Here is a 24982-nt window from a genome sequence, read left to right on the forward strand (position 1 = left end):
CCCCTTTGCCGCCGACCATGGCCATCGATCCGCAATTGCTCGCCTATTACCGCCGCCTGGCCGAACGCTATGCCACGGAGCCGGTGCCGGCCGACGTCCCGGCGCAACGCGCCCGTTTCGCCGAGATTGCCGCCGCCTCGTTGCGGCCGGATCCGGAGGGCGTTGTGGTGCAGCAGCTCGAAGTGGCGCTGTGCGGCCGCACACTGGGCGCACGGGTGTTCCGCCCGGCCGGCGTGGCCACGCCGCGGCTGCTGGTGTACTTCCACGGCGGCGGCTGGGTGATTGGTTCGACGCAGACGCACCACACCGTCGCGGCCTTGCTCGCGGCCGATACCGGGTGTGCCGTGGCCAGCGTCGATTACCGGCTGGCGCCGGAGCACGCCTTTCCGGCGCCTTGCGACGATGCCGCCGAAGCAGTGCTGTGGCTTGCCGGCCAGCGCCAGGCCTTGGGCCTGGCGTCCGATTTCCTGGCGGTTGCCGGCGACAGCGCCGGCGGCCACCTCGCGGCGCAGGCCGCGCAGCAGCTCAATGCCGGCGACACGGTGCGGGTCGATGCCCAGCTGCTGATCTATCCGGTCGCGGCGCCGGTGCTCAGCACCGAAAGCTATCGCGCCTTCGCCGATGGCCCGGGCCTGACGCGTGACGAGATGGCCTGGTTCTGGACCCAGTTCATCGGCGCCGAGGCGCTGGCGCAGGGCGCTGCCCACGCCGATCCGCGCGTGCACCTGATGGCAGCGCCGCCGGTGCGGCCGCCGGCGACCGTGCTGATGGTGGCGGCGCATGATGTGCTGCGCGACGACGGCCTGGCCTATGCCGACTTCCTGGTGCGCCACGATGCCCCGGTGATCACCATCGAGGCCAGCGGCATGACCCACGGCTTCGCGCGGCTCCAGCCCGAGGCGGAGCGCGCACGGGAATGGATGCGCCGCGCCGCGTCGGCGTTCGCGGGGATGATCGACGACGTCTGAGCGGCATCCGCGCGCGGCCATCCCTTAGAATGGCGGTCTTACGAGGATGACCATGACCGCACTGCAGAACGATACCTTCCTGCGCGCGCTGCGCCGCCAGCCGACCGAATACACGCCGCTGTGGCTGATGCGCCAGGCAGGCCGCTACCTGCCCGAGTACAACGCCACGCGCGCGCGCGCTGGCAGCTTCCTCGGGCTGGCCAAGAACCCGGCCTATGCCACCGAAGTGACACTGCAGCCGCTGGACCGCTATCCGCTCGACGCGGCCATCCTGTTCTCGGACATCCTGACGGTGCCGGATGCGATGGGCCTGGGCCTGTCGTTCGCGCAGGGAGAAGGCCCGCGCTTCGCCCATCCGCTGCGCACCGAGGCCGACGTGCAGAAGCTGGCCGTGCCCGACATGGCATCGCTGCAATACGTGTTTGACGCCGTGCGCGAAATCCGCCGCGCGCTCGTTCAGGATGGCCGCCAGCGCGTGCCGTTGATCGGCTTCTCGGGCAGCCCCTGGACCCTGGCCTGCTACATGGTCGAGGGCGGCGGCTCGGACGACTTCCGCACGGTCAAGGCGATGATGTACGGCCGGCCCGACCTGATGCACCGCATCCTGGACATCAATGCGCAGGCGGTTACCCAGTACCTGAACGCGCAGATCGAGGCGGGCGCGCAGGCGGTGATGATTTTCGACACCTGGGGCGGGGCGCTCGCCGACGGCATGTACCAGGCGTTCTCGCTGGCCTACATGCGCCGCGTGCTGGCCGGCCTGAAGCGCGAGCACGCCGGCCAGCAAGTGCCGGCGATCGTCTTCACCAAGGGCGGCGGCCTGTGGCTGGAAGCGCTGGCCGACACCGGCGCCGATGCCATCGGGCTGGACTGGACCGTCAACCTGGCCGAAGCGCGCCGGCGCACCGGCGGCCGCGTGGCACTGCAGGGCAATATCGACCCGACCGTCCTGTTTGCGCCCGAGGCCGCGATCCGCGAGCAGGTGCGCGGGGTGCTGGACAGCTATGCCGCTGGCGGCGGCAGCGACGGTCATGTCTTCAACCTCGGCCATGGCATTTCTCAGTTCACGCCGCCGGAGAGCGTTTCGGTGCTGGTCGACGAAGTGCACCGGCACAGCCGCCAACTGCGCGCAGTTGGGAAGTGACGGGCGCGGTATGCAGGCCGGGAGGCCGGTTCGGCGCCGCGTCGCGCTGCAGCGTCCCGGCCGCGCCCGTACCCAGTGCTGCGCGAGCCGCGCGGCCGTACCATGTCAAGTTAACTTTTTCGCCATGAACCGCCAAAAAGGTGCACGGAGTTGATTGCCGGCCCTTGACTTATGCACACCGATAGGTTTGCCGCAGTGCGGGACAGGGTTATTCCCTAACCTATCTGGGGGATGTTTGCAAGCCCTTGATTTTTAAGGCTTTGGAAGATTTGCAAAGGAGGGGTCGATGCCAGTGGATCCCTTGTTTTTCGGGGCTTCCGGGCCAGGCAAAGCGACTTTTCAACAAAGTTATCCACAGGGGCGGTGGAATTAGTGGAAAACCAGTCATCTATCATCGACTTAGGGCCACATTTGAAGTTTTACTTTAAGTTGATGCTGCGCCGCACACCAACCCTCCGCCACGGCCTGGCAGGCCCTCAGTGGTCCGGCACCTGCCCCACGGCGATGCACCCTCAAGTCGTGCATGCTGCCCGATAGCGGCGCGCACCTACCCGAGGCCGCGGCGCTAGCCGCCGCAGGGACGACGTTATCCACGCCGCCGATGATCCGGGTTGCCCTCGACACGCCTGCGGACGACTGCTTCGACTACCTCGCCATTGCCGACGTCGCGCCCGGCGACCTAGTAGTGGTGCCGTTCGGCCGCCGCAGCATGGTCGGTGTCGCGGTCGAATTCGCGCAAGACTCGGACGTGCCTGTGGACAAGTTGCGCCCCGTGGCGCAACGGCTGGACTGGCTGCCGCCGCTGCAGCCGGACTGGATCGGGCTGGCAGCCTTTGCCGCGCGCTACTATCAGCGCCGGCTCGGCGAAGTGATGCTGCCGGCATTGCCGCCCGCCCTGCGCGAGGCGGAAAGCTGGCCTAACCTGGCGCAGCGTGCCCGTACCGATGAATACCGCGTGCTGCCGGGCCAGGCCGAGGCCTTGCTGGCGGCCGTGCCGCCCCGCGCCCGCAGTGTGCGGGCCCTGGCCGAGGCGCTGGTCGAGCGCGCTGCCGCGGGCGAGCCGCTGTCCCTGGCGCAGGCGCGTGCCCTCTGTGCCGCGGCACCGTCGCGGCTGGCCGAATGGCAGGCCGCAGGCTTGGTCGAGGCCAGCCGCACCGCGCGCACCTTGTTGCCGACCGACCCCGCCCAGCCGCCATCGGCCGCGCCGCCGCTGCATGAGGAGCAGCGCGCCGCGGTGCAGGCCATCGCCGACGCCGAAGGCTTTGTCCCGTTCCTGCTGCACGGCGTGACTGGCAGCGGCAAGACCGAGGTCTACCTGCATGCGATGGAGGCGGTGCTGGGGCGCGACCCGCAGGCCCAGGTGCTGATGCTGGTGCCGGAAATCAACCTGACCCCGCAGCTGCAAAGCCGCATTGCCGCGCGCTTCCCGCAGTTGCCGCTGGCGGTGCTGCACAGCGGGTTGGCGGACCAGGAGCGCAGCCTGCAATGGCTGGCGGCGCACCGCGGCGAGGCCCGCATCGTGTTGGGCACGCGCATGGCGGTGATGGCGTCGCTGCCGGCGCTGGCACTGATCGTGGTCGACGAGGAGCACGACACCTCCTACAAGCAGCAGGAAGGGCTGCGCTACTCTGCGCGCGACCTGGCCGTGTGGCGCGCCAAGCAGCGCGGCATCGCAGTGGTGCTGGGCTCGGCCACGCCGTCGATGGAAACCTGGTGGCGGGCCGGGCAGGGCACCTATCGCAAGCTGGTGCTGCGCGAGCGCGCCCAGGCCGATGCTGCGCTGCCGGCGGTGCGGCTGGTCGACCTGAACCATGAGCGCCAGCGCCAGCGTGCCTTGTTCGAGGGCCTGTCGGTGCCGTTGCTGGAGGCCATCGATGCGCGCCTGGCGCGCGGCGAGCAGAGCCTGCTGTTCCTGAACCGGCGCGGCTATGCGCCGGTGATCGCCTGCGACAGCTGCGGCTGGCTGTCGGGCTGCCCACGCTGCTCGGCATACCTGGTGCTGCACCGGCCCGAACGGCGCCTGCGCTGCCACCACTGCGGCCTCGAGGCGCCGGTGCCGCACCACTGCCCGGATTGCGGCAATGTCGATATCGCGCCGCTGGGGCGCGGCACCCAGCGCATCGAAGAAGCGCTGGCGGCGCGCTTCCCCCAGGCCCGCATTGCCCGCATCGATGCCGATTCCACGCGCCGCAAGGGCAGCGCCCAGGCCATGTTCGAAGAGGTCCACGCGGGCGAGGTCGACATCCTGGTGGGCACCCAGATGGTGGCCAAGGGGCATGACTTCCAGCGCGTGACCCTGGTCGGCATCGTCCATCCGGACGCGGCCATGTTCAGCCACGACTTCCGCGCCGCCGAGCACCTGTTTGCGTCGCTGATGCAGGTGGCGGGAAGGGCGGGGCGGGCCGGCTTGCCGGGCGAGGTGCTGATCCAGACCCGCTATCCAGATACCCCGGCATTGCAGGCCCTGACGCGCCATGACTATGATGGATTCGCGGCCAGCCAGTTGCGCGAGCGGCGCCAGGCCGGGTTGCCCCCGTTCTGCTTCCAGGTGCTGGTGACGGCGGAACACGGGCAGCTGGCGCGTGCGTTGCAGTTCCTCGAGGCCGCGCGCCGGAATGCCGAACGCTGCACTCTGGCGCCGGAGGTGCAACTGCATGATCCGGTGCCGATGTCGATGGTGCGGGTGTTCAACCGCGAGCGTGCGCAAATGCTGGTCGAAGCTAGCGCACGCCCTGTCCTGCAGCGGTTTGTGGCCGAGTGGGTACAGACTTTTGCAGAGGTTGGCACGGAGGTGAAGGGGGTGCGCTGGCAACTGGAGATCGACCCGTTGCGGATCTAACGGCCGGCGCGGTGGAGAAAAAGTGCAACCCTTGGATTAGGGTTTTCGATAGGGTTGCACAAGGTTGCACCTTGGTGATTTTCGGGAGTAAGATCGCGCCAGCTCACAGGCTGCGGCCGGTCGCGCGCCCCTGCCTGTCGGCACGGACGAGGTAGCACCGGCGGCGGCTCCAGTCTTTCGGAGAATTGCCCGCAATGGCCACTACCACCCTTGGCGTCAAGCTCGATGACGCCTCGCGCGACCGCCTCAAGCGCGTTGCCCAATCCATCGACCGCACCCCGCACTGGCTGATCAAGCAGGCGATCTTCTGTTATCTCGAGCAGATCGAGCGCGGCCACTTGCCGTATGAAGTCGGCGCGGCCGGGGCCGAGGGCGAGGGCAGCGACGGCGCGGAAGCGCTCCATGGCGATGGCGCGCCGCAGCCCTTCCTGGAATTTGCCCAGAGCATCCAGCCGCAGTCGGTGCTGCGTGCCGCCATTACTTCGGCCTATCGCCGCCCTGAAACCGATTGCGTGCCGGTGCTGCTGGAACAGGCGCGGCTGCCGCAACAGCAGGCCGAGGCCGCGATCAAGATGGCCAAGGCACTGGCCACGCGTTTGCGCGAGCAAAAGGTGGGCACCGGTCGCGAAGGCCTGGTGCAGGGACTGATCCAGGAATTCTCGCTGTCTTCACAGGAAGGTGTGGCGCTGATGTGCCTGGCCGAGGCGCTGCTGCGCATTCCCGACAAGGCCACGCGCGACGCGCTGATCCGCGACAAGATCAGCGGCGCCAATTGGCAGTCGCACCTGGGCCAGAGCCCGTCGCTGTTCGTCAACGCCGCCACCTGGGGCCTGCTGCTGACCGGCAAGCTGGTCGCCACCCATACCGAATCGGGCCTGACCAAGGCGCTTACGCGCATCATCGGCAAGGGCGGCGAGCCGCTGATCCGCAAGGGCGTGGACATGGCGATGCGCCTGATGGGCGAGCAGTTCGTCACCGGCGAGACCATTTCCGAGGCGCTGGCCAATGCGCGCCGCTACGAGGCCGAGGGCTTCCGCTACTCCTACGACATGCTGGGCGAGGCGGCCATGACCGAGGCCGATGCCGCGCGCTACCTGGCGTCGTACGAGCAGGCCATCCACGCCATCGGCCAGGCCTCGCGCGGCCGGGGGATTTATGAAGGTCCGGGCATCTCGATCAAGCTGTCGGCGCTGCACCCGCGCTACAGCCGTGCGCAGCACGAGCGGGTGGTGGGCGAACTGTACGAGCGCCTGAAGTCGCTGACGCTGCTGGCGCGCCAGTACGACATCGGCATCAATATCGACGCCGAGGAGGCCGACCGCCTCGAGATCTCTCTGGACCTGCTCGAGCGCCTGTGCTTCGAACCGGAACTGGCCGGCTGGAACGGCATCGGCTTCGTGGTGCAGGGCTACCAGAAGCGCTGCCCGTTCGTGATCGATTACCTGATCGACCTGGCCCGCCGCAGCCGCCACCGCCTGATGATCCGCCTGGTCAAGGGCGCCTACTGGGACAGCGAGATCAAGCGCGCCCAGGTGGAAGGGCTGGAAGGCTATCCGGTCTATACGCGCAAGGTCTACACCGATGTGTCGTACATCGCCTGCGCGCGCAAGCTGCTGTCGGTGCCGGACGCGATCTACCCGCAGTTCGCCACGCACAACGCGCACACGCTGTCGGCCATCTACCAGATCGCCGGGCACAGCTACTACCCCGGCCAGTATGAGTTCCAGTGCCTGCACGGCATGGGCGAGCCGCTCTACGACCAGGTGGTTGGCCCCACCGCCGACGGCAAGTACAACCGGCCCTGCCGCATCTACGCGCCGGTCGGCACGCATGAAACGCTGCTGGCCTACCTGGTGCGCCGGCTGCTGGAGAACGGCGCCAACACCTCGTTCGTCAACCGCATTGCCGACGACACCATCTCGCTGGATGAACTGGTTGCCGATCCGGTGGCCGTGGTCGAGTCCATGCATCGCGATGAAGGCGTGCTCGGCCTGCCGCACCCGCGCATCCCGTCGCCGCGCACGCTGTATGGCAAGAGCCGCCCCAACTCGGCCGGCATCGACCTGGCCAACGAGCATCGGCTGGCCTCGCTGTCGTCGGCGTTGCTGGCCGGCACCGGCGAGCGCCTGGTTGCCGAGCCGATGCTGGGCGCCGAAGTGGCGCGTGCCGCCGATGCCATCACCACGCCGGTACTGAACCCCGCCGATCACCGCGACGTGGTCGGCCAGGTCACCGAAGCCAGCCAGGCCGACGTCGACGCCGCGCTGCAGGCCGCCGTCAATGCGGCGCCGATCTGGCAGGCGACACCGCCGGACGTGCGCGCCGCCGCGCTGGAGCGCGCCGCCGACCTGATGGAAGCCCAGATGCAGTCGCTGATGGGCATCATCATGCGCGAAGCCGGCAAGACCTTTTCCAATGCCATCGCCGAAGTGCGCGAGGCGGTGGACTTCCTGCGCTACTACGCCGCCGAGGTGCGCCGCGGCTTCGACAACGAGACCCATCGCCCGCTGGGCCCGGTGGTCTGCATCAGCCCGTGGAACTTCCCGCTGGCGATCTTCACCGGCCAGGTCGCTGCGGCGCTGGCCGCAGGCAATCCGGTGCTGGCCAAGCCGGCCGAGCAGACCCCGCTGATCGCCGCCGCCGCGGTGAAGCTGCTGCGCGAGGCCGGCGTGCCGGCCGGCGCGGTGCAGCTGCTGCCGGGCCGCGGCGAGACCGTCGGCGCCGCGCTGGTGGGCGATGCCCGCGTCAAGGGCGTGATGTTCACCGGCTCGACCGAGGTCGCGCGCATCCTGCAGCGCAATGTCGCCGGGCGCCTGGACGCAGCCGGCCGCCCGATTCCGCTGATCGCCGAAACCGGCGGCCAGAACGCAATGATCGTCGACTCGTCGGCGCTGGCCGAGCAGGTGGTCGGCGACGTGGTCAACTCCGCCTTCGACTCGGCCGGCCAGCGCTGCTCGGCGCTGCGCGTGCTGTGCCTGCAGGAGGACGTGGCCGAGCGCGTGCTGGAAATGCTCAAGGGCGCGATGCAGGAACTGACCATGGCTAACCCGGATCGCTTGTCGACCGACGTCGGACCGGTGATCGACGAAGAGGCGCGCGCCAACATCGTGCGCCATATTGACGCCATGCGCGCCAAGGGCCGCCGTGTCCACCAGGCCGATCCCAACGCCGCGCAGGGCGCGAGCTGCCGCAACGGCACCTTCGTGCCGCCGACGCTGATCGAGCTGGACAGCATCGAGGAACTGAAGCGCGAGGTCTTCGGCCCCGTGCTGCACGTGGTGCGTTTCCCGCGTGCGGCGCTGGATACCATGGTCAGCCAGATCAACGGCACCGGCTATGGCCTGACGCTGGGCATCCATACCCGCATCGATGAGACCATCTCGTTTATCGTCAGCCGGGCGCAGGTGGGCAACCTGTATGTGAACCGCAATATCGTCGGCGCGGTGGTGGGGGTGCAGCCGTTCGGCGGCGAGGCGCTGTCGGGCACCGGTCCCAAGGCGGGCGGCCCGCTCTACCTGCACCGGCTGCTGTCGGTCTGTCCGCAGGACGCGGTGGCGCGCAGCGTGCGCGCGGCCGACGTCAATGCCGGCGCCGGCGGCGCCCAGACCGTGGGGCCGGACGACGAAGCCGTGCGCGCCACCGAGGCCTTCCGCGAGTGGGCGCGCCGCGAGCTGCCCGAGGTGGCGGCCGCGTGCGAGCGCTTCGCCGAGGCCTCGGCCTCGGGCCTCGCGGTGACGCTGGCCGGGCCCACTGGCGAGCGCAACACCTACACGCTGCTGGCGCGCGAGCGGGTGCTCTGCCTGGCCGCGCAAGAGGCCGACCTGGCCCTGCAGCTGGGCGCCGTGCTGACGGTGGGCGCCGAGGCGGTATGGCCGGAAAACCCTGTCGGCCGGGGGCTGTTTGCGCGCCTGCCTAAGGGCGTACAATCGCGCGTCCGCATGGTGGCCGACTGGACCGCGGCGGACACGGCGATCGATGCGGTGCTGCACCACGGCGACTCGGACCAGTTGCGCACGGTGTGCGAGCAGGTCGCGGCGCGTCCTGGTCCGATCATCGGCGTGCAGGGCCTGGCGCAAGGTGAACGGAACATTGCGCTCGACCGCCTGCTGATCGAGCGCTCGCTCTCGGTCAACACCGCGGCCGCGGGCGGCAATGCCAGTTTGATGACGATCGGCTGAGGCAACCCTCGGACGGCGTCATGTCGAAGCGCGCGGCGATGGCGGTGATCCCGCTCCGCCGCGCGGAGAAAGCACGGCGCGGCACTGCCAGGCCGCGCCGCAATATAACTGCCGGTAACGACACCACATCGGCACCACATCGGCACCATTTGGGACCCAAGGAGATCTGATGAGCTCGACTTTCCACAAGACGGCAATGACCGTTGCCCTGACCCTGGCCGGCCTGACCGCCGCCTCCGCCGCATTCGCGCAGGCGCAGGAAATCAAGCTGGGCTACGCCGGCCCGATGACCGGCGGCCAGGCCCAGTACGGCAAGGACATGCAGAACGGCATCGTCCTCGCGATCGAGGACATGAACGCCACCAAGCCCAAGATCGGCGGCAAGGAAGTCAAGTTCGTGCTGGTTTCCGAAGACGACCAGGCCGATCCCAAGACCGGCTCGGTGGTCGCGCAGAAGCTGGTGGATAACGGCATCCAGGGCATGCTGGGCCACTTCAACTCGGGCACCACCATCCCGGCGTCGATGGTCTACAACCGCGCCGGCATTCCGCAGATCGCCATGGCGACCGCGCCGGAATACACCAAGCAGGGCTTCAAGACCACCTTCCGCATGATGACCTCCGACACCCAGCAGGGTTCGGTGATCGGCGCCTTCGTGGTGAAGAAGCTGGGGGCGAAGAACATCGCCATCGTCGATGACCGCACCGCCTACGGCCAGGGCCTGGCCGACGAGTTCGAGAAGGCCGCCAAGGCCGCCGGCGGCAAGATCGTGCGCCGCGAGTTCACCAACGACAAGGCGGTGGACTTCAAGGCCGTGCTGACCAACATCAAGCGCAGCAACCCGGACATCATCTTCTACGGCGGCGCCGAGACCCAGTCCGCGCCGATGGCCAAGCAGGTCAAGGAACTGGGCATGAAGGCCCCGCTGGTGTCGGGCGAAATGTCCAAGACCGACAACTTCCTGAAGCTGGCCGGCCCGGCCGCCGAAGGCACCGTGGTGTCGCTGGCCGGCCTGCCGCTGGACCAGATGCCCGGCGGCGCCGCGTACGAGAAGAAGTACGAGAAGCGCTTCGGCTCCAAGGTCCAGACCTATTCGCCGTACGCCTACGACGGCGCCACCGCGATGATGACGGCCATGGTCAAGGCAGGCTCGACCGACCCGGCGCGCTACCTGCCGGTGCTGGCTGCAACCAATATGCAGGGCGTGACCACCAAGACGCTGGCGTATGACGCGCGCGGCGACCTGAAGGACGGCGGTATCACGGTCTACAAGGTGGTGGGCGGCAAGTGGACGGTGCTGGAGACGGTTGGCGGCAAGTAAGCCATCGATCCGGCAGTTCTGCGCTACGGGAAACGCCATCCTCGGATGGCGTTTTTTTGCAGCATGATGCCCATGCCTGGGCCGGTGGGTCATGGGGATTGGCTAAGCGAGCGGCTGTTCAGTTTTGCTCGGATATCCGCAACGATGCCGTTCGCTACGGCAGTATTTCCGGGGGCTGATTCAAACCGGTCCAGTCGCTGAAGCGCGTGGTTCACCAAGCCGCGTTCTGTCAGGACTCGCATCACCGGCTCGGACATCGGTGAAGCGGCTACGGCAATAAGGGCGCGAGGATCGGCGTCCGGCAGCATAACTAGCGTGGCAAGCAGGTCCGGTATCGGTTCGCCGGATAGGGCGTGCGTAATGGCGCTGCTGGCACCGGCCCACCGGTTGTACCGAGCCAGCGCCAGGACATCCATATCCAGCAAATCGACGGCAAAGGCCGGTGGGTTGTCAGCGAGAATCCGGCGGATCGTGTGCAGGGAAGCGGGGGCCAGTGACGAAAGCGCATGGGGCAACTGGGCTGTCGTCGCCAGGAGTTCAGCCAACTCCTGGCCGGGCAGCCCCGAATCTTCCATGAGGTCCAACAACTGTTGCTGTTGTGGGGGATCCTGAATGAGAGGAAGGTGAAACCCGATTTCCCTCACATATTCGCTGGCATTGATCAGGCCATTTGCCCTCGCTGTACCCAACTGAGCGAGGCTATCCTGCACTTCGCCAAGCCGCGAATACTGCAATACCGCTTGATGGGCGGTTGCATGGTCGTTGGAATTTGCTGCTTTACGAAGCGCCTTCAGCACCAAGGGGTTGCCCGAAAGCTGGGTTTCTGCAGCGACGGTAATCGATGCATCGTGTTCAAATTGCGCGGAAAGAAGATTGACTAGCGCACGCTTCACGCCGTCGTCATGGGCACCCTGATCCAATGCCGCTGCAACGCGTTCTATGACACGTTTCTTGTTCGTCGGCTTAATGAATTGCATCGAATCCAGCAGATAGCGTGCGACCTCGGGCTCCCGCGCATGGTTTTCAAAGATTCTCCATAATTGATCCGATTTCTCCTCAGCAGTCAGATCGACATTCCCCACGATGTCTCGAATCTTGCTGGGAACGCTATCTGGGTCGGCCGGCTCCGATGGTTCGGGGGCAACAGCGGCGGTATCGGCGATAGTTGATCCGGCGTCTGCTGCCGAAGATCTCAAGGGCTTTGCCGAAGGTGGCGCGGTCAGAGGATTATCATCGTGACCGCCTGAAAAGAAACCGTACGCCATAGCACCGGCAAGCGCTGTTCCGATAACGCTCACAATAGTGGCTATCCTGGTCATGACATCACCCTCCGCTGTGACTCATTTTGGCTGCAGGACGACGCCTCGCTCATTAAAGGAGCTAAAAAGCATGGACGGCCGATTCGTTGCGGACATGACGTTCCACAACGCCAGGTTGACATTCGACAGCGGCGCAAAGGCGTCGACCACAAACTTGTCGCATCGATAGAGGCCGCGTACCGGACGACGATAGCTTGTGCAAGCGGGTGGCGAGCAAGCGGGGCGCGCCGAGATATAGCCGTCCGTAACCGTGTAGTCGGCGCCGATTTGTTTGATGACCAGGGCATTTTGAATAATCGCTTCCTTCATTCCAAGCGACACCAAATAAGAGCAGTTCGCGTCGATGCACATTCGCTGTGATGGCAGTTTTTCCAGCCCGGCAACAAATACAGCACCCCAATAGCGGGTGCGCGACTTGAAATCGAAAAGGGAATTCGTATTGATGGCGTTGCCACCAGTGTTTAATGCTTCGATGACGAGATTCCCGGTCCAGATTCCCACATGACCGACTCCCCCGAGACCGATCATATCCAGGTCTCGTCCCACAATATCAGCAGCACTGACGGGATCCGCGCCAACTTGCATAGGCACCGTCGGCGGGCGTCGCCATTGGGCATGCGCAGGCATAGTCAGTAGCAGGGCGGCGGCCAGTGCAAGATACGTCGGTCTCAGGGAGATGTAGGCTTTCATCGTGACCTCGGTCATTGGAGCGACATGGACGCGCAAGCATCAGCGCTTGCCTTTTGACCGTAGTCGCAGCCAAACCGGGTTTCTGTGGCCGATTTCTTGAATCTCGCCTGAATATTCCGATGGTAGTGTCGAGTCGTCCGAGCCCCGATCCACGCAAGACGTGGCGATGGGCAGTTGAGGGGAGACCTGTCGAATTGCCCTCGATGCTGACGCCCATGCGCTCCAATGGCGCATAATCCCGCACTCGCACTTTTTTCATCCATAGGAGCAGTACGTGTCCGAGCAGGAAGCCAGCTACGACCACGCCATCGGGCTAGCCAACCAGGGGCGCTTCGCCGAAGCGCTGCAGATTGCCGACCAGCTGTCGCTGGCGCGCCCCGAGGTGGTGGATTTCGTCATGCTGCGGGCGCGGCTGCACTTTGACAACGGCGATGCCGGCGCCGCGCTGGCGGTGCTGGACGAGGCGCTGGCGCGGCTCGACACGCTGCCGCTGCAGCCGCCGCACCGCTGGGTCTCGCGCGGGGTGATCGCGCACCGCTACGGCGCCATGCTGATGAGCCTGGGCCGCGATGCCGAGGCCCGTCCGTGGCTGCATGAGTCGGCCCAGCGCAGCGGGCTGCTGACGGGCGAGTGGGCCGCGCACTTCCACGCCGGCCTGGTGGCGCTGCGGCTGGGCGACATCGCCGGCGCCGCGCGCTACTGGTACGACCTGATGGTGCGCAACCCCGACCTGGGTGCCGACGATATCGCGCCGCTGGTAACGGACTACATCGCCCGCACCGAGGCCGCCGGCGTGCCGGCGGAGCCGCTGATGCGCGTCTGCCTGGCCCGGATCGCGCTGGACAACCCGCATCTGCTCGAGCTCGATGCCGCGGCCGGCGATGCCGTCGCCGCCGACCAGGCCGGGCGCGTGCTGGCCGAGCACCCCGACCACCCCGAGGCGCGCCGGCTGCGCGCGCCCCTGCGCCATGGCGTCGGTGACCTGCAAGGCGCGCTCGAAGACCTCGGCGTCTACCTGCGCCAGGTGCCCGACCCGCAGAGCCAGGTACGCGAACTGGCCTGGCGCCACCAGCTGGCGCTGCGCGGCGACGGCACTGCCTCCGCCTCCGCCGAACCCGAGCCGTGGCTGCGCTTCACGCTGACCGACCAGTCCGACGACGGCGCCGGCTACTACCGCGCCGCGATGGCGCTGGGCGAATTCATCGACGACGTGCCCGCCGCCGAGGCCGCGCTGCGTCCGCTGCTGGTGCAGGCCGGGCGCGCGGGCGTGGCGCGCTTCGACCAGTATTTCGCCACGGGCCAGGGCGATGCCGCCGGCCATGGTGGCAATGCCGACCCCCATGTCTATTCGCTGCTGTGCCGGCTGCTGGCGCACAGCCTGCCGGCCGACGCCGCGCATGCCGACGAGCGCATCGCGCTGCACCGCCAGGGCATGGCCGCCAGCGAGTTCATCGAGCAATGGATCGACCTGCTCGACTGCCACGCCGACGCGGGCCAGCACCAGAAGGTGGCTGAGCTGGCCGGCGAGGTGCTCAACCGCTACCCGCTCGAGCGCAACCCGGCCGACGTGACCTGGGCCTTCAGCCGCATGATCGCCGCCTGGAAGGCACTCGGCGGCGCCGAGCCGAGCGAGGCTGCGCGCGCCGCGATGGCGCACATGGATGCGCGCTTGGACGCGCTGCCGGTGGAAGCCCGCAGCGAGGCCGCGCACCCGATGGCGCATGCGCGTGCCTACTATGCCGCGCTGCTGCAGGCCCGCATGGCCGGCATGGACGAGCACGACCGCACCGATGCGCTGGCCGAGATCGAGGCGCAGCAGCGGCGCGCGCTGCTGGTCGAGGATGCCTGGCTGTACAACCGTTTCGGCCAGGTCTGGCGCGACCTGGGCGAGCCCGAGCGCGCCCTGCCGCTGTTCGAGCAGGCGGTGGCGCTGACCGAGGGCGATCCGCAGGACCAGGCCGGCCCGCGCGTGCAGCGTGGCCTGGTGCACAATGCCGCACGCCGCCACGACGCCGCGCTGGCGGACTTCGTCGCGGCCTTCGCCGCGCGTGACGACTGGGACGCCGAGGTGTACCTGCGCGCGGTGCAGTCCGCACTCGGACAGGGCCAGCGTGAAGCCGCGCTCGGCTACTTCGACCAGGCGCGTGCCCGCGGGGCCGCGCAGGGCGCCACGCGCACCCTGTACGGGCAGGTCGAGACGGCATTGAAGGCTACCCGCCCGGTGTGGAAGATGTGGGGCGTCTGAAACGTCTCTCGCCGCCCGCGAATCGGCTGAAGTTGTAAGGGATGTAAAAAACGCCATCCGCAGATGGCGTTTTTTAGATGAAGATAGCCGAAATAAGGCGTGCGTTTGGTGCGGTGTCGGACAATCACTGACATGGATTGTGAAGTGCTTACATTACCATGTCGCCATGAACGGACTGAGCCAACTTTTTCCTAGCCTCCCGCTCGCGCCCGGCGGCCTCTTCTGGGTCGGACTGGCCCTGGTCGGCGCCGGCCTGGCGGGCGAGCTGAGCCGGCGCTGGCTGCGCTGCCCGCGCATCGTAGGCTATGCGGCGGCGGGATTGTGCGCCGGCATGCTGGGCCGCGGCATCGTCGACGAGAACATGATCAACCAGACCCGTATCCTGATCGATATGGCGCTGGCGCTGGCCCTGTTCGAACTTGGGCATCGACTCTCGCTGACCTGGCTGCGCGCCAACCGCTGGCTGCTGCTGACCAGTGCCTTTGAAAGCCTGCTGACGTGGGGGCTGGTGGCGGCGGTGCTGCAGTGGATCGGCGCCTCGCCCGGGGTGGCCATCCTCGCCGGCGGCATCGCGGTCAGCACCTCGCCCACCATCGTGCTGCAGCTCAAGAACGAGCTGCGTGCCGACGGGCAGGTCACCGAGCGGCTGCTGGCCATGGCCGCGCTCAACAGCATCTATGCTGCCGCCATCGTGCAGGTCGCCACCGGCTGGCTGCATTCGGAATACGGCAACCTCGGCGCCGCGCTGCTGCATCCGCTGTACCTGCTGGTGGGCTCGTGCCTGCTGGCCTGGATGGTGGGCAAGCTCGGCCATGCCATCTACGACCGCATGTCGGCCGACGACCACTACAGCTTCCTGGTGCTGGTGGGCCTGGTGCTGTTCACGCTGGCGCTGACCCGGGTACTAAAATTGTCGATGCCGCTGACCTTGATGCTGGCCGGCGTGGTGTTCAAGCACCAGGACAACCAGCCGCACGTGTGGCCGCCGCATTTCGGCAGCGCCGGCAGCCTGCTGATCATCGTCATGGTGGTGTCGCTGGGCCTGCCCCTGACGGCGCAGGACTGGGCCGTGGGCGGTGTCTACGCCATCGCGCTGGTGGTGCTGCGCCACGTTGCCAAGCTGGCCGGGGTGGTGTCGCTGGGTTCGTTCTCGGGCCTGAGCCTGCGCCAGTGCATGGCGCTCGGGCTGGCGCTGGCGCCGATGTCGGGCCTGGCCTACCTGCTGATGCACGATGTCGCGCGCCTGTACCCGGGCACCGGACAGCCGCTGGCAGCCATCATCCTGTGCGCGCTGGCCATCGAACAACTTTTCGGTCCGGTGATCGCGGCCTGGGCGCTGCGCTACGCAGGCGAAGTCCGCGTTGATATCCGGGCCAATGGAGGAGGGCGCTGATGTCGCTCGAACCGTTCAAGCAATCCGAGGCGCTGACCTTCGGCGTCGAGCTGGAACTGCAGCTGGTCAACCGGCATGACTATGACCTGGCGCCGTTCGCGCCCGACCTGCTGCGCGCGCTCAAGGGCGCCGAGCATGCGGGCGACATCAAGCCCGAGATCAGCCCGTCGATGATCGAGATCAGCACGGGCATATGCCACAGCTACCAGCAGGCGCTGGAAGAACTGACCGTGATGCGCGACCTGATGGTGGCGGCCTCGCGTTCGCTGAACCTGGGCATTGCCGGCGGCGGCACGCATCCGTTCCAGCAATGGTCCGACCGCACCATCTCCGATTCGCCGCGCTACCAGTACATCTCCGAGCTGTACGGCTACCTGGCCAAGCAGTTCACCGTGTTCGGCCAGCACGTTCATATCGGCTGCCCCAGTGCCGACGAATCGCTGTTCCTGCTGCACGCCATCGGCCGCTATGTGCCGCACTTCGTCGCGCTGGCGGCGTCCTCGCCCTATGTGCAGGGCGTCGACACCGGCTTTGCCTCGGCGCGGCTGAATTCGGTCGCGGCGTTCCCGATGAGCGGGCGCGCGCCGTTCCTGCTGACGTGGGATGCCTTCACCGCGTACTTCGAGAAGATGCGCAACACCGGCGTGATCGAAAGCATGAAGGACTTCTACTGGGATATCCGACCCAAGCCGGAGTTCGGCACCATCGAGGTCCGCGTGATGGACACGCCGCTGACGGTGCAGCGCGCCTGCGATATCGCCGCGTATATCCAGATGCTGGCGCGCTACCTGCTGCTGTCGCGCCCGTTCATGCCGCAGGAAGACGACTACCTGGTGTACACCTTCAACCGCTTCCAGGCCTGCCGCTTCGGGCTGGAGGGCGAATACGTGCACCCCAACGAACTGACCCGCATGCCGATCGCGGACCATATCCTGTCGATCTGCGACGCGCTGGTGCCGCATGCCGAGGCGCTCGGTTCGCTCGAGGCGCTGGCCAATATCCGCGCCCTGGCCGAGCGCCGCGACGGCGACGCGCACTGGCTGCGCCAGGTCGACGCGGACGCGCGCAGCCAGCGCGAGACGGTGCGCAAGGCGTGTGACCAGTGGGCTGCCTGAGTGGGCTGCCTGAGCGGGCTGCCTGAGTGCGCGTTGAACGCGCCGCTGCCTTACTGGACGCTGTAGCCGCGCCCCTGCATGCAGGCGCCCCAGGCCTGGTAGTACGAGCCCATTGCCTGGCTGGTATTGGCCGCCGCCTGCTGGTTGGCCGCATTCGCCTGGCGGCGTGACTGGCGGTGCGCCATGCCGCCGGCGACCGTACCCGTTGCAGCGCCGATTGCCGCGCCCTTGCCGGCGTCGCCCGCAATCGCGCCCGCCACGGCCCCCGCGGCAGCGCCGCCTGCCGCACCCCGCACGCGCTGGCCGCTTTGCGCCTGGGCCGGCGGCGGCGCGTTGGCGGCCTGGGCAGGATCAACGCCGGTCTGCTGCTTGGCCCAGCTGTAGCACGCGCCGTCGTCGCTGGCCTGCTGCTGCTGGCTCTGGCCCTTGGCCGGATAGGCGACGGGCTTGCTCTGCGCAGTGGCCTGGAACGGCGCCAGCGCGAGGGCCGCGGCCAGCGCGCCGAGGGCGAGATACGGCTTGCGATGCTGGCGTTGCTTCATGATCGTGTACCCCCGCAGTTGTCGGCTACGCAATGCTGGACGCGCCGCCCGGTGCGCGAGCGGCACGCCGTTCCGTGTCCTGTGAAGGCCAGTATTTGCGGCCCGCAGGGCTAAGTCAAATCAGTGTTTTGGCGGCGCGATGTTATTTGTTTGTGGTGGGTGGCGGCGCCAGCAGGAACGCGGTGGCCTTCTGCCACCAGGCCAGGTCGACATGCCCGGTCCAGTCGTTGTGGCCGGCGCCGTCGATCACCACCAGCCGTCGCGGTTCGCCCAGCGACGCATAGAGCGCCTCGCCGAAGCGCGCCGGCACGATGGTGTCGCGCTGCGCCACCGCCACCATCACCGGGCGGCCGAAGCCAGCCAGGCTGGCGACGCTGTCGTAGCGGTCGCGCAGCACCCAGCCGGCCGGTAGCCAGGGATAGTGATGCGAGGCCAGGTGCACCAGCTTGTCCCACGGCGTGATCAGCAGCACGCCGGCAACGCTGTCGCGCTGGCGCGCGGCCGCCGCCGCCGCTACGCCCGCTCCCAGCGATTCGCCGATCAGCAGCAGCGGGCCGTCGAACTGGCGCCGCGCCAGCGCAATCGACTGCTCCGCGTCGGCGACGAAGCTGCGCTCGCCCAGGGTGCCCGGGCGCGGCCCGTATCCCGGGTACTCGGCCAGGATCACGCGCACGCCCAGCGGCGCCAGCGCGCTGGCGTAGTAGTCGCGATGCCCGGCATGTCCGGCGTTACCGTGGAACACCATCGCGGTGGCGCGCACCGGCCCGCGCGGCTCGGCCACCAGGCCGCGGAAATCGTCCGGACCTGGCCACGCGCGCAGCCCGGGCGAAACCATGTCGTCGACCGCAGCGCGTTCGGGGAAATAAAGGAAGTGATCCTGCAGCATGGCGATCGCGGCGAGCCCCGCCAGCGCCGCGGCCAGCCAGCGCCACAGGCGCGCCTGCGCCGTCCATGGCGGCGCCGCGGGTGCCGTTGGGGCGGGCTGCACGCAGGCAGGCATGACCGTGTGGCTGGCGCGGCTAGGCGCCGGCGTACAGCGGTTCGCAGCGCACCTCGGACCTGACCGAGTTGGCAATAAAGCAGGCCTCGTGCGCGGCGTGGTGCAGGGCGTCGAGCTGTTCACGCGTCGGCTCGCGCTCGCCGCCGAACGTGACCTGCGGGCGCAGCGTCACCACCGTCATCGCCATGCGCCCGTCGGCGTTCTTTTCCATCACACCGCTGGCCGTGTCCAGGTAGCGGTCGACCACCAGGCGCTGCTTGGCCGCCAGCGACAGGAACCACAGCATGTGGCAGCTCGACAGCGAGGCGATGAACATCTCTTCCGGGTCGACCGCGCTGGCGTCGGACATCGGCACCGGCACCACGTGCGGCGACGACGAGCCCGGCACTTCGACGCCGCCGTCAAAGCGCAGCACATGCCGGCGGCTGTAGCGGTTGCCGGCGAAATCCTGTCCGTCGCGTTGCCACAGGACTTCAGCGGTGTAGGTGGACATGCAGGGACTCCTGAGGTTGGGAGGATTCAGGCGCCGTGCGGCACGCTCTCGCCGTCGCGCAGGCCCAGGCGCTGGTTGGCCGGCACGGCGACATCGATCAGCCTGGGGCGCGGCAGGTTCAGGTTGCGCATCATCTCGACGAACTGCTCGCGCGTGCGGCCGGCGACGCGGCTGTTGTGTGCGCGTTCATGGCCGATGGTGGACACGGTGCGGCCCTTGTAGTCATGGGCCGGATAGACCAGTGTGTCGTCGGGAAGCGCGAACAGCTTGCGGGTCAGGCTGTCGTACAGCGTGCCGGCGTCGCCGGACTGGAAATCGGTGCGGCCGCAGCCGTCGATCAGCAGCGCATCGCCGGTGAAGATGCGGCGCACGACGCCGTCGGCGCTGGCTTCTTCCCACAGGTAGCTCATGCTGCCGGCGGTGTGCCCGGGGGTATGGATGGCGCGCAGCACCTGCTTGCCGAAGGCAACGGTGTCGCCGTCGATCAGCTGCTTGTGCGCGGGCTTGATGTCGCAGCCGGACGGCGCCGCGGTATGCGCGCCGGTCTGCAGGGCGAGGTGGCCGGCCGAGGTGATGTGGTCGGCATGGGCATGGGTCTCGATCACCCACGCCAGGCGCGCGCCTGTCTCTTGCAGCAGCTTCAGGTCGCGCTCGAGCTGGTGGTCGACCGGATCGATCAGCAGCGCGTCCCCGGTGGCGGCGTCGATCAGCAGGTAGGTGAAGGTGGACGAGGTCTCGTCGAACAGCTGGTGGAAGGTCTGCATGGCCGTCCTCTTGTTGTTTGGCCGGGGAACGCCGCCATGATACGCCGCACCGGCGCTAGCACTCCACGATATTCACCGCCAGGCCGCCGCGCGCGGTTTCCTTGTACTTGGTCTTCATGTCGGCGCCGGTTTCGCGCATGGTCTTGATCACCGAATCGAGCGACACGTAGTGCGTGCCGTCGCCGCGCAGCGCCATGCGCGCCGCGTTGACCGCCTTGACCGACGCCATCGCGTTGCGCTCGATGCACGGGATCTGCACCAGCCCGCCGACCGGGTCGCAGGTCAGGCCCAGGTTGTGCTCCATGCCGATCTCGGCAGCGTTCTCCACCTGCGCCGGGCTGCCGCCGGTGACCGCGGCAAGTGCGCCGGCCGCCATCGAGCAGGCCACGCCGACCTCGCCCTGGCAGCCTACCTCGGCGCCGGAGATCGACGCGTTGAGCTTGTACAGCAGGCCGATCGCGCCCGCGGTCAACAGGAAATCGACCACGCCCTCGCGGTTGGCGCCAGGCACGAAGCGATCGTAGTAGTGCAGCACCGCCGGGATGATGCCGGCCGCGCCATTGGTCGGCGCCGTGACCACGCGTCCGCCGGCGGCGTTTTCTTCATTGACGGCGATGGCGTACAGGTTGACCCAGTCCATTACCGAGAGCGGGTCGGACAGCGTGCGCTCGGCGCGCTCGGTCAGGCTGCGGTACAGCTCGGGCGCGCGCCGCTTTACCCTGAACGGCCCCGGCAGTTCGCCGTCGGTGCGGCAGCCGCGCGCCACGCAGGCCTGCATCACGTCCCAGATATGCAGCAGGCCGTTGACGACCTCGGCCTCGCTGCGCCAGGTCAGTTCGTTTTCCAGCATCAGCCGGGCAATGCTCTTGCCGCTGGCGCTGGCCATCCCGAGCAGCTCCTTGCCGCTGCGGAACGGGTGCGGCAGCTGCTGCGCGGCGTTGAGCACCTGCGTATTGGGTGCGCCCGCGGTGACCACGAAGCCGCCGCCGACCGACAGGTAGCGCGCCTCGCGCAGGGTGGCGCCGGCGCTATCGAAGGCGTGGAACTTCATGCCATTGGGATGCTCGGCCATGGCCTCGCGCCGGTAGAAGGCGATGTGCTCCTTCTCGACGAAGGGCACGAGGTGGCGGCCCAGCAGCGACAGCTCGCGGGTCTTGCGCAGGGCCGCCAGGCGCGTATCGATGGAATCGGGATCGATGGTGTCGGGCGCCTCGCCCATCAGGCCCAGGATCACGCCCTTGTCGGTGCCGTGGCCTTTGCCGGTGGCGCCCAGCGAGCCATACAGCTCCACCCGCACGCCGGCGACTTGCGGCAGCAGCCCGTCGCGCTCCAGCCCCTGCGCGAACATCAGCGCCGCACGCATCGGCCCCACGGTGTGCGAGCTCGACGGGCCGATGCCCACCTTGAACAGATCGAATACGCTGACTGCCACGGACGGCCTCCAGATTGACGCCGGACCAGGCCGGCGGGCGCCGCGTTGCGCGGCGCCCTGAGTACAGCTTAGCTTGTGGCCGGGGTGCCGGCTCAGTCCACCACGTAGTCGCTGACCGGCACGCAGGCGCAGAACAGGTTGCGGTCACCGTACACGTTGTCGGCGCGGCCGACCGGCGGCCAGTACTTCTGCGTGCGCAGCGACGCCACCGGGTAGGCGGCTTCCTCGCGCGTGTACTGGTGGGTCCACTCGTTGGCGGTGACCACCGCGGCGGTGTGCGGGGCGTGCTTGAGCGGGTTGTCGTCGCGGTCGAAGGTGCCGTCGGCAACGCGGCCGATCTCCTGGCGGATCGCGATCATGGCGTCGATGAAGCGGTCCAGCTCATGTAGCGCTTCGGACTCGGTCGGCTCGATCATCAGCGTGCCCGGCACCGGGAAGCTCATGGTCGGCGCGTGGAAGCCGTAGTCCATCAGGCGCTTGGCCACGTCTTCGTTGCTGATGCCGGTTTCCTTCTGCAGCGGGCGCAGGTCCAGGATGCACTCGTGCGCGACCAGGTCGTGCTGGCCGGTGTACAGCACCGGGTAGTACGGCGCCAGGCGCTTGGCGACATAGTTGGCGGCCAGGATCGCGTTCTCGGTCGCCGCGGTGAGGCCGGCCGAGCCCATCATCGCGATATACATCCACGAGATCGGCAGGATGCTGGCCGAGCCGAACGGCGCCGCCGACACGCCGCCGATGCCGCGCTCGTCGCGGCGATAGCCGACGCTGTCCTGGTTGGGCAGGAAATCCGCCAGGTGCGCGCCGACCGCAACCGGGCCCACGCCCGGGCCGCCGCCGCCGTGCGGAATGCAGAAGGTCTTGTGCAGGTTCAGGTGCGATACGTCGCCGCCGAACTGCCCCGGCGCGGCGGTGCCGACCATCGCGTTCATGTTGGCGCCGTCGACGTAGACCTGGCCGCCGTGCTTGTGCACGATCTCGCAGATCTGCTGCACGCCCTGCTCGAACACGCCATGCGTGGACGGGTAGGTGATCATGATCGCAGCCAGGTTCTTGCTGTGCTGCCCGGCCTTCTGCGCCAGGTCTTCCAGGTCGACATTGCCGTTCTCGTCGCAGGCCACCACCACCACCTTCATGCCGGCCATCTGCGCCGACGCCGGGTTGGTGCCGTGCGCCGACGACGGGATCAGGCAGATGTCGCGATGGCTTTCGCCGCGGCTGGCGTGATACGCATGGATGATCAGCAGGCCGGCGTACTCGCCCTGCGAGCCGGCGTTGGGCTGCAGGCTGACCGCGGCGTAGCCGGTGGCGGCGCACAGCATGGCCTCGAGCTGGTCGATCATCTCGCGGTAGCCCACGGTCTGGTCCAGCGGCGCGAACGGGTGGATCTGGCTGAACTCGGGCCAGGTCACCGGGATCATTTCGCTGGTGGCGTTCAGCTTCATCGTGCACGAACCCAGCGGGATCATGGTGCGGTCCAGCGCCAGGTCCTTGTCGGCCAGCATGCGCAGGTAGCGCAGCATCTCGTGCTCGGCGTGGTGCGTGTTGAACACCGGGTGCGTCAGGTAGGCGCTGGTGCGCGCCAGCGCGGACGGAAACGCGTCCTGCGTGGCGGCCTCGAACTGGTCGAAGTCGACCTCGGCGGGCAGCGGCTTGCCCTGGATAAAGATTTCCCACAGCGCGATCACGTCGGCGCGGGTGGCGGTCTCGTCCAGCGAGATGCCGACGCGCGTGGCGCCGGCATGGCGCAGGTTGATGCCGCGCGCGGTGGCGGCGGCGTGGATCGCATCGGTGTTGAAGCCGGTTTCCAGCGTCAGCGTGTCGAAGAAGTTGTCGTTGGTACGCGCGAAGCCCAGCGCCTGCAGGCCCGCGGCCAGCGTCGCGGTCAGGCGATGCACCCGCTGCGCGATGCGCTTCAGGCCCTGCGGGCCATGGTAGACCGCGTACATCGACGCCATCACCGCCAGCAGCACCTGCGCGGTGCAGATATTGGAGGTGGCCTTCTCGCGGCGGATATGCTGCTCGCGCGTCTGCAGTGCCAGGCGGTAGGCCTTATTGCCCTGCGCGTCGATGGTCACGCCGACCAGGCGGCCCGGCATCGAGCGCTTGAACGCATCCTTCACCGCCATGTAGCCCGCATGCGGGCCGCCAAAGCCGAGCGGCACGCCGAAGCGCTGCGAGTTGCCCACCGCGACGTCGGCGCCCCATTCGCCCGGCGCGGCGATCAGCGTCAGCGCCAGCAGATCGGCGGCGGCCACCACCAGGCCGCCGGCGGCGTGCACGGCGTCGGCGATGGCGCGGTAGTCATTGATGTCGCCGTTGACGCCCGGGTACTGCAGCAGCACGCCGAAGGCGCCCGCGGCGGCAGCGTCAGCGGCGGGGCCGACCTTGACCTCGATGCCCAGCGGCAGCGCGCGTGTGCGTACCACTTCCAGCGTCTGCGGCAGCACGTCGTCGGCGACGAAGAAGATATTGGAGTCGTGCTTGTTCACGCGCTGCAGCAGCGTCATCGCCTCGGCCGCGGCGGTGCCTTCATCGAGCATCGAGGCATTGGCGATGTCGAGTCCGGTCAGGTCGGTGACCATCTGCTGGAAATTCAGCATCGCTTCCAGCCGGCCCTGCGAGATCTCGGGCTGGTAGGGCGTGTACGCGGTGTACCAGGCCGGGTTCTCGAAGATATTGCGCAGGATGACGCCGGGCGTGATGGTGTTGAAGTAGCCCTGGCCGATAAAGCTCTTCAGCACCTTGTTCTTGCCCGCCAGCGCGCGCAGCTTTGCCAGCGCGGCCTCTTCGCTCAGCGGCTCGGTGAACTCGCCCATCGGCATGCCGTCGCGGCGGCGGATGGCGGCGGGGATGACGGCGTCGATCAGCGCTGCGCGGCTGTCATAGCCGAGCACCTTCAGCATGTGCTGCTGCTCGGGGGTATCGGGGCCGATATGGCGGGCGGCGAAGGCGTCGCGCGCCTCCAGTTCGGCCAGCGTGGGCCGGGTTGCGTGGGCGGCGTTCATGGGCAGCGGGGCGTTCATGGGCAAGAACCTCGTGGGGGGCGCTGCGGCAGGTGGTCAGCCGTGCCGCGGCGCCGCGAATGCGGTGTGCCGGTCCCTGGCGCGGGACCGGCGGGCGATCAGGCGCCGACGCTGGCCTTGTAGGCGTCGGCCGACATCAGGCCGTTGACGTCGTCGCCGTTGGCCGGCTTGAGCTTGAACAGCCACGCGTCGAAGGCGTTGGCGTTGACGCTTTCCGGCGCCGCGGTGGCGGCTTCGTTGACCGCGATCACTTCGCCGGCCACGGGTGCGTAGATGTCGGAAGCAGCCTTTACCGATTCCACCACGGCCAGCGCGTCGCCGGCACCGACCGACTTGCCCACTTCGGGCAGTTCCAGGAAAACGATGTCGCCCAGCGCATCCTGTGCGTGGTCGGTGATGCCGATGGTGAGCGTGCCGTCGGCTTCGACGCGCACCCACTCATGCGACTCGGTGTACTTGAGGTCAGCGGGGAAATTCATGAAGGTTCTCCGGATTCAGATCTGTTTCTTGTTGGGT

General features: G+C 68.0%; 17 protein-coding genes. 8 read left to right on the forward strand and 9 right to left on the reverse strand.

From position 1 onward, the window contains the following. The first annotated feature begins 17 nt into the window (after positions 1–17). From MKD50_RS16790 to MKD50_RS16810, 5 genes are all read left to right on the forward strand, one after another. Positions 18–968 (forward strand): alpha/beta hydrolase, encoded by a 951-nt coding sequence (locus tag MKD50_RS16790; protein WP_252667809.1) that lies wholly within the window; start codon positions 18–20, stop codon positions 966–968. Positions 969–1020: 52 nt separating this feature from the next. Further along, positions 1021–2112 (forward strand): uroporphyrinogen decarboxylase, encoded by a 1092-nt coding sequence (gene hemE / locus MKD50_RS16795; protein ID WP_252667811.1) that lies wholly within the window; start codon positions 1021–1023, stop codon positions 2110–2112. A 523-nt stretch (positions 2113–2635) separates the two neighbouring features. Continuing rightward, the gene (locus tag MKD50_RS16800; protein WP_371925361.1) at positions 2636–4951 is read left to right on the forward strand and encodes a primosomal protein N'; all 2316 of its coding nucleotides are present in this window, start codon (positions 2636–2638) and stop codon (positions 4949–4951) included. A 194-nt stretch (positions 4952–5145) separates the two neighbouring features. Beyond that, a complete protein-coding gene (gene putA / locus MKD50_RS16805; RefSeq protein WP_252667813.1) occupies positions 5146–9129 on the forward strand; it encodes a trifunctional transcriptional regulator/proline dehydrogenase/L-glutamate gamma-semialdehyde dehydrogenase in 3984 nt (1327 codons plus the stop codon). Positions 9130–9298: 169 nt separating this feature from the next. Next, complete coding sequence (locus MKD50_RS16810) at positions 9299–10450, forward strand: branched-chain amino acid ABC transporter substrate-binding protein (protein WP_115705390.1); 1152 nt, start codon at positions 9299–9301, stop codon at positions 10448–10450. Positions 10451–10539: 89 nt separating this feature from the next. On the opposite strand, the gene MKD50_RS16815 is transcribed toward MKD50_RS16810, so the two are convergent. Next, positions 10540–11769, reverse strand: a complete 1230-nt coding sequence (locus tag MKD50_RS16815) for a hypothetical protein (protein ID WP_252667814.1) — start codon at positions 11767–11769, stop codon at positions 10540–10542. A 21-nt stretch (positions 11770–11790) separates the two neighbouring features. Next, a complete protein-coding gene (locus tag MKD50_RS16820; RefSeq protein ID WP_252667815.1) occupies positions 11791–12459 on the reverse strand; it encodes a hypothetical protein in 669 nt (222 codons plus the stop codon). Positions 12460–12733: 274 nt separating this feature from the next. On the opposite strand from MKD50_RS16820, the gene MKD50_RS16825 reads away from it, so the two are divergent. The 3 genes from MKD50_RS16825 to MKD50_RS16835 all read left to right on the forward strand — a co-directional run bounded on the left by MKD50_RS16825 (position 12734) and on the right by MKD50_RS16835 (position 17212). Continuing rightward, positions 12734–14704, forward strand: coding sequence for a tetratricopeptide repeat protein (locus MKD50_RS16825; RefSeq protein ID WP_252667816.1), 1971 nt, complete (start codon positions 12734–12736; stop codon positions 14702–14704). A 166-nt stretch (positions 14705–14870) separates the two neighbouring features. After that, positions 14871–16097 (forward strand): cation:proton antiporter, encoded by a 1227-nt coding sequence (locus tag MKD50_RS16830; protein WP_252667817.1) that lies wholly within the window; start codon positions 14871–14873, stop codon positions 16095–16097. Next, positions 16097–17212 carry a YbdK family carboxylate-amine ligase gene (locus MKD50_RS16835; RefSeq protein WP_115705384.1) on the forward strand — a complete coding sequence of 372 codons (1116 nt, stop codon included), beginning with the start codon at positions 16097–16099 and terminating at the stop codon, positions 17210–17212. The genes MKD50_RS16830 and MKD50_RS16835 overlap by 1 nt, the downstream gene beginning before the upstream one ends. A gap of 50 nt (positions 17213–17262) precedes the next feature. Here MKD50_RS16835 and MKD50_RS16840 read toward each other — a convergent pair whose 3' ends face one another. From MKD50_RS16840 to gcvH, 7 genes are all read right to left on the reverse strand, one after another. Continuing rightward, positions 17263–17754: a glycine zipper family protein gene (locus tag MKD50_RS16840; RefSeq protein ID WP_115678914.1), complete on the reverse strand. Its 492-nt coding sequence runs from the start codon at positions 17752–17754 to the stop codon at positions 17263–17265. A 142-nt stretch (positions 17755–17896) separates the two neighbouring features. Beyond that, positions 17897–18754: an alpha/beta hydrolase gene (locus MKD50_RS16845; RefSeq protein WP_252667818.1), complete on the reverse strand. Its 858-nt coding sequence runs from the start codon at positions 18752–18754 to the stop codon at positions 17897–17899. Positions 18755–18773: 19 nt separating this feature from the next. Next, entirely contained in the window at positions 18774–19247 is a 474-nt protein-coding gene (locus MKD50_RS16850) for an OsmC family protein (RefSeq protein WP_252667819.1), read from the reverse strand. Positions 19248–19273: 26 nt separating this feature from the next. Continuing rightward, on the reverse strand, positions 19274–20011 hold the full coding sequence (locus MKD50_RS16855; RefSeq protein ID WP_252667820.1) for an MBL fold metallo-hydrolase: 738 nt from the start codon (positions 20009–20011) through the stop codon (positions 19274–19276). A 55-nt stretch (positions 20012–20066) separates the two neighbouring features. Further along, positions 20067–21443 (reverse strand): L-serine ammonia-lyase, encoded by a 1377-nt coding sequence (locus MKD50_RS16860; RefSeq protein WP_252667821.1) that lies wholly within the window; start codon positions 21441–21443, stop codon positions 20067–20069. Between the two features lie 92 nt (positions 21444–21535). Next, on the reverse strand, positions 21536–24466 hold the full coding sequence (gcvP, locus tag MKD50_RS16865; protein ID WP_252667823.1) for an aminomethyl-transferring glycine dehydrogenase: 2931 nt from the start codon (positions 24464–24466) through the stop codon (positions 21536–21538). Between the two features lie 98 nt (positions 24467–24564). Further along, positions 24565–24945, reverse strand: a complete 381-nt coding sequence (gene gcvH / locus MKD50_RS16870; RefSeq protein ID WP_018006183.1) for a glycine cleavage system protein GcvH — start codon at positions 24943–24945, stop codon at positions 24565–24567. Positions 24946–24982 lie beyond the last annotated feature (37 nt).

The organism is Cupriavidus mimosae, from assembly GCF_023952485.1.
GTDB classification, from domain to species: Bacteria; Pseudomonadota; Gammaproteobacteria; order Burkholderiales; family Burkholderiaceae; genus Cupriavidus; species Cupriavidus taiwanensis_C.

Excerpts from the sequence above, each read along its gene's own strand:
- MKD50_RS16790 (WP_252667809.1), top strand. The coding sequence starts at position 18 with ATGGCCATCGATCCGCAATTGCTCGCCTATTACCGCCGCCTGGCCGAA.
- hemE (WP_252667811.1), top strand. The coding sequence starts at position 1,021 with ATGACCGCACTGCAGAACGATACCTTCCTGCGCGCGCTGCGCCGCCAG.
- MKD50_RS16800 (WP_371925361.1), top strand. The coding sequence starts at position 2,636 with ATGCTGCCCGATAGCGGCGCGCACCTACCCGAGGCCGCGGCGCTAGCC.
- putA (WP_252667813.1), top strand. The coding sequence starts at position 5,146 with ATGGCCACTACCACCCTTGGCGTCAAGCTCGATGACGCCTCGCGCGAC.
- MKD50_RS16810 (WP_115705390.1), top strand. The coding sequence starts at position 9,299 with ATGAGCTCGACTTTCCACAAGACGGCAATGACCGTTGCCCTGACCCTG.
- MKD50_RS16815 (WP_252667814.1), bottom strand. The coding sequence starts at position 11,769 with ATGACCAGGATAGCCACTATTGTGAGCGTTATCGGAACAGCGCTTGCC.
- MKD50_RS16820 (WP_252667815.1), bottom strand. The coding sequence starts at position 12,459 with ATGAAAGCCTACATCTCCCTGAGACCGACGTATCTTGCACTGGCCGCC.
- MKD50_RS16830 (WP_252667817.1), top strand. The coding sequence starts at position 14,871 with ATGAACGGACTGAGCCAACTTTTTCCTAGCCTCCCGCTCGCGCCCGGC.
- MKD50_RS16835 (WP_115705384.1), top strand. The coding sequence starts at position 16,097 with ATGTCGCTCGAACCGTTCAAGCAATCCGAGGCGCTGACCTTCGGCGTC.
- MKD50_RS16840 (WP_115678914.1), bottom strand. The coding sequence starts at position 17,754 with ATGAAGCAACGCCAGCATCGCAAGCCGTATCTCGCCCTCGGCGCGCTG.
- MKD50_RS16845 (WP_252667818.1), bottom strand. The coding sequence starts at position 18,754 with ATGCCTGCCTGCGTGCAGCCCGCCCCAACGGCACCCGCGGCGCCGCCA.
- MKD50_RS16850 (WP_252667819.1), bottom strand. The coding sequence starts at position 19,247 with ATGTCCACCTACACCGCTGAAGTCCTGTGGCAACGCGACGGACAGGAT.
- MKD50_RS16855 (WP_252667820.1), bottom strand. The coding sequence starts at position 20,011 with ATGCAGACCTTCCACCAGCTGTTCGACGAGACCTCGTCCACCTTCACC.
- gcvP (WP_252667823.1), bottom strand. The coding sequence starts at position 24,466 with ATGAACGCCCCGCTGCCCATGAACGCCGCCCACGCAACCCGGCCCACG.
- gcvH (WP_018006183.1), bottom strand. The coding sequence starts at position 24,945 with ATGAATTTCCCCGCTGACCTCAAGTACACCGAGTCGCATGAGTGGGTG.